The following is a 252-nucleotide window of genomic DNA, read 5'->3' on the forward strand; positions in this document are numbered from 1 at the left end:
GCAGATACGGCAGGATTTCGTTTTTGCGTTTGCTGTCCAGCGCTGCGAGCGGTTCGTCCATCAGCAGCAGTTTCGGGCTGGTGAGCAGGGCGCGGGCAATGCCGATGCGCTGGCGTTCGCCGCCGGAGAGGTGCTGCGGATGACGATCCAGCAAGTGGCCGATGCCCAGCAATTCGGTGGCATGGGCCATATCGACCCGGAGCTGTTGTTTCGGGATGCGCTTGAGGCTAAATTCCAGGTTGGCCAGTACCG

General features: G+C 61.5%; 1 protein-coding gene. It reads right to left on the reverse strand.

Going from position 1 to position 252, the window contains the following annotated elements; genetic code table 11:
- Positions 1-252, reverse strand: a 252-nt coding sequence (locus BK665_RS33535; protein ID WP_123410655.1) for an ATP-binding cassette domain-containing protein, incomplete at both ends; no start/stop codon positions are given.

The organism is Pseudomonas frederiksbergensis, assembly GCF_003732665.1.
Lineage (GTDB): Bacteria > Pseudomonadota > Gammaproteobacteria > Pseudomonadales > Pseudomonadaceae > Aquipseudomonas > Aquipseudomonas frederiksbergensis_G.